This window comes from Moorena sp. SIO2C4 (assembly GCF_010672485.1).
Lineage (GTDB): Bacteria > Cyanobacteriota > Cyanobacteriia > Cyanobacteriales > Coleofasciculaceae > Moorena > Moorena producens.
On record NZ_JAAHGN010000736.1, the window covers coordinates 1 to 3,878 of the forward strand.

Sequence of the window (3,878 nt, forward strand, 5' to 3'; positions counted from 1 at the left end):
CCAGAAGAAACTCCTAAGACTAACTCTGCTATATCAAAGTTAGAGTCTGCTATTCAACGTTATACTCATGCACTTACTACACTTGAAGACGCTAGCTCGTCAGGGAGCATCCCATTTTGGCAAATATATCTTTTTAAGTGGGCGGTAGAATCACGATCATACAGCTTAATGCGGTATGTTTCTTCCAAAGTGGGATCCTTCCGCTCGCCATCAAAAGAAATAGTTCTAGAAGTTTTGACTGCTCGTGATACGGTTCAAGCAGAATTAAGCAATCAATCACAGATTCCTACAGGAAGCTTGATTAAGGTTAACGATCTAGATAACCGATTAAAGCAAGAGACTAATAAGATTACCACAGTAGTAGATCTAACTGAATGGCATTCTATTTTGAACCCTAAAGTAGACGCTTGGTGGTGGTTCTTCAAACCTCCAAAGCATCGATGGGATTATCTTGACTGGCTATGGAAAATACTGACCGTTGTATTTCTAACATCGTCGTTGAGCTTAACAGTAGACATTTCCTCACGCTTTCTGACTGGTGGACCAGAGACCTTAGGGGCTTTTGTTACTGCTACTCAGAGCGTCCTAACACTATTGGCCGGTAGAAGCGCTTTAACAAAACCTGGACAGGAGTCAATCAAACGTGCTCTTACCCGTTTAAATATTCCTAAATATTTTTGGGAAGAAGTAAGTTGTGGCATTGCCTTCAGTATTTTACTAATTTCTGTTACCTTTCGTTTGTCATTACCTCAGATTGCCGTTTTTTACAAAAATCTTGGTGATCGATACATTGTTGAAAATAGTCCTCCGGAATTTGCTGCCGCCATATCAAGCTACAAACGAGCACTCTTCCTTAATCCTGATGACGTTGAACCTCATTATAAATTAGGATTAGTTTATGAGGAACTACAAGAAAATAAAAAGGCTTTATCTGAATACAAAATTGCTGTCCAAGATGACTTTGAAGTTGCTTATAATAACTTAGGAAGAATGTATATTCTCGACGAAAAATATTATCAAGCTAGTTCTTTATTACTACGAGGTCTAGACCTAATTGAAAATACTGACAATGATCAAGTGAAATACTATTTACTGAAAAACCTGGGGTGGGCTCGGCTAAAACAAAATCGCTATGCTGAGGCAAAACGTCATCTCCAGGATGCTATTAATTTAGATAAGGAAAAGGCTCCAGCTTACTGTTTGCTAGCCCAGGTACTAGAAGAAGCAGGTGAAAAAAACACGGAAATAATGAATAATTGGAGATATTGCCTGGGATATTCCTCCAGTTATAATATAGATCAAGACCAATGGATTGACCAAGCTAGACAGCGCTTAGAAACTGGGTTAACTAAACAGTTGCCCAATAAACAATGAAACACATAGTAGCTGCTTTTACAATCGTTGGTATTACCGTTGCACAAGGTTTTACCAATAAACTTATTGCCGATCAATTACCTCTAGGAACTGTGGACACAGCTCAGGGAGTGGGTAAGATCTTCCGCTTATCTGAAAACGTTTCCATTCCTGTATCGATAGGTGAAGAACTTTATCGTGGTGACTTACTAAGAATAGATAAGGGAGCTTATGTAGTCATTGAGTGCCACAACAACAACAACAACAACAAATGGACTATACCTGAATGGACTATACCTGAAGGTATTTTGGTGGGCGTGAATAATGGTTGTGAGCGACCAATCAACCCATTTAGCGGAAACCCTCCGAAGAAGGGTGGCTTCTACCCTCCTAATGATGGTCTTGGTCCATTTGGTGATAGCAAGGATGCTGGTACTGGTTCCAGGTAGCCCGAGCTTTCTACAGTGGAAAGGTAGCATATAGCGCAGGATTTCGTCAAGTGCATACAGTAGATGTAGGGTGGGCAGTGCATCAAACCGAGTCATGTGCTTGCCATCGCCAAAGTACCCACTGCCCACCCTACAATTAATCTGAGCTGACTTTTTAGGGACTTGCTTATAAAAAAAATACCAATTAAAGTAGGGTGGGCAAAGTTATCTTATCTAGAAGACTGATGTGAACCAAAATGTTTTTGCCCACCCTACAATTCATCTGAGCTGACTTTTTACCTCAATAGGGAACGCGCACCAAGAAAGCGATCGCATTTTAGAAGTTAGAAGTTAGAAGTTAGAAGTTAGAAGTTAGAAGTTAGAAGTTAGAATTCTAGATTTTTCATTCTTCATTCTTCATTCTTCATTCTTCATTCTTCATTCTAAATTCTAAATTCTAAATTCTGCCTTCAACCATCCAAATCCCCTTCCATCACAGCAGCGATCGCATGTTTAGCATTATCCTGGAATTCCTGAAAATTCACTTTACCTAGGAACCAAATTGCTACTATCATCCCTGCGGATTGGAGAGCAAACACGACACCATAAGCCAAGACTGGGGTGGAAAAAATTGCTCTGCCTACATCAAGGATCACACCACCGCTGGCTACTGCTATGCCTCGTGCCATGGCTTGGGCTAATCCCCATGCTCCCACAAAGGTGCCAGCCGCTTCTGCTGCGGTTAGGTCTAACATCAAACTGAGAGCCCCTGTGGTAGCGATACCAGCAGAGAAACCAAATAAGAGTAAGGTTCCCTGGAATAGCTGAGAATTTTCCGTAAATCCTGACATAATAATCAAGATAAAGCAGATAGATACCGCTAGACAGCCTAATTGAGTGGTTTTGCGCTTACCCAAATTGGGAATTAGGAAAAAGCCAGTCGCGCTCAAGCTCATCAACATCCCAATCCCCCAGAAGCTATTCAGTAGAGAGGTTTCAGGAATTGACATATTAAAGACCTCTCCCCCATAGGGTTCTAGCACTGCTTCCTGGAGAAATAGGCTGATGGTCATGATCACCAAAAAGGTGAAAAACAGGCCAGTTTGGGGACTAGCAGTTAATAGTTTTAGGGATTGGCCCAAGGTAATCTGGTCTTCGCGATTCGCTAGGATAGAACGGGAAGAATAGCGCGAGTATTTTTTCTCGATTCCAAAGGTGGCTAATACCGCTAGCCCGAACACCATTAAGGGTACGAACACAAACAGCCCAGTAATCGATGACCGCAATACTTCCAGGGATGTATCAATATTATCTAATCCCTTCAGCAAAATTTTGCTGCTGATGCCCCCAATCGCAATACCTACAGTCATCATTGACCAGATAATACCGATTAATTTGCCACGGTTGTCTTCATCAGAAATATCCACTAATAAGGTAAAAAAGGTAGTGGAACTCATACTTAGGGCTAGACCGTATAGACCAAAAACTAGAGCCCCAAGAGCGACCCAACTATAAGCTGGAATTGACCATGTCCAACCTCCAGCCCCTTCGACGACATTGCCCAATTGCCAAGTGATTTGTACCGCTAAGGATAGGATAATCATAAATAACCCGCTTCCCATCCAGACGTAACCAGTACGGTGATATCCCAAGACGGGTTTGGTATCCGAGAGCTGACCAAACCATACCCGGGCTGGGGCAACAAACAGCGAAATGGCTAGGAGGCTCGCGGTAATTGAGGCTGGAATACCTAGCTCGTCGATCATCACTCGGTTGAGCACTCCTAGGGTGAGCACTGCCAAGATCCCTAATCCCATCTGGAATAGACCAAGCCGGAACATGGTAAATAGATTAATCTTGGGAAGTGTTTGGTGCTTTGCTGAGGAGGGAAGCTCAGACTTGCCTAAATTACTGGTTTTCATCGGTAGAGTTTTAGTTTAGGGGAGAGAGGGAATCGGGAATCGGGAATCGGGAATCGGGAATCGGGAATCGGGAATCGGGAATAGTAGGAAAGAGATCCGAGGATTGTTCAGTGTTATGAGAAATTAGCATTGGGTTTCATGATCGATTTGCATATGCTATAGGTAAATGCTATAG

General features: G+C 42.4%; 3 protein-coding genes. 2 read left to right on the forward strand and 1 reads right to left on the reverse strand.

Annotation, left to right across the window (positions count from 1 at the left end; genetic code table 11):
- Positions 1 to 1,374 (forward strand): tetratricopeptide repeat protein (locus F6K20_RS28115; protein ID WP_287296872.1); only part of this gene is annotated, 1,374 nt, incomplete at its 5' end.
- Positions 1,371 to 1,802: a hypothetical protein gene (locus F6K20_RS28120; RefSeq protein ID WP_287296873.1), complete on the forward strand. Its 432-nt coding sequence runs from the start codon at positions 1,371 to 1,373 to the stop codon at positions 1,800 to 1,802. The genes F6K20_RS28115 and F6K20_RS28120, both read left to right, overlap by 4 nt.
- Positions 1,803 to 2,251: 449 nt before the next feature.
- Here the strand turns inward: F6K20_RS28120 and F6K20_RS28125 are convergent, their stop codons facing one another.
- Positions 2,252 to 3,703: a BCD family MFS transporter gene (locus tag F6K20_RS28125; protein ID WP_287296875.1), complete on the reverse strand. Its 1,452-nt coding sequence runs from the start codon at positions 3,701 to 3,703 to the stop codon at positions 2,252 to 2,254.
- Positions 3,704 to 3,878 lie beyond the last annotated feature (175 nt).

Excerpts from the sequence above, each read along its gene's own strand:
- F6K20_RS28120 (WP_287296873.1), top strand. The coding sequence starts at position 1,371 with ATGAAACACATAGTAGCTGCTTTTACAATCGTTGGTATTACCGTTGCA.
- F6K20_RS28125 (WP_287296875.1), bottom strand. The coding sequence starts at position 3,703 with ATGAAAACCAGTAATTTAGGCAAGTCTGAGCTTCCCTCCTCAGCAAAG.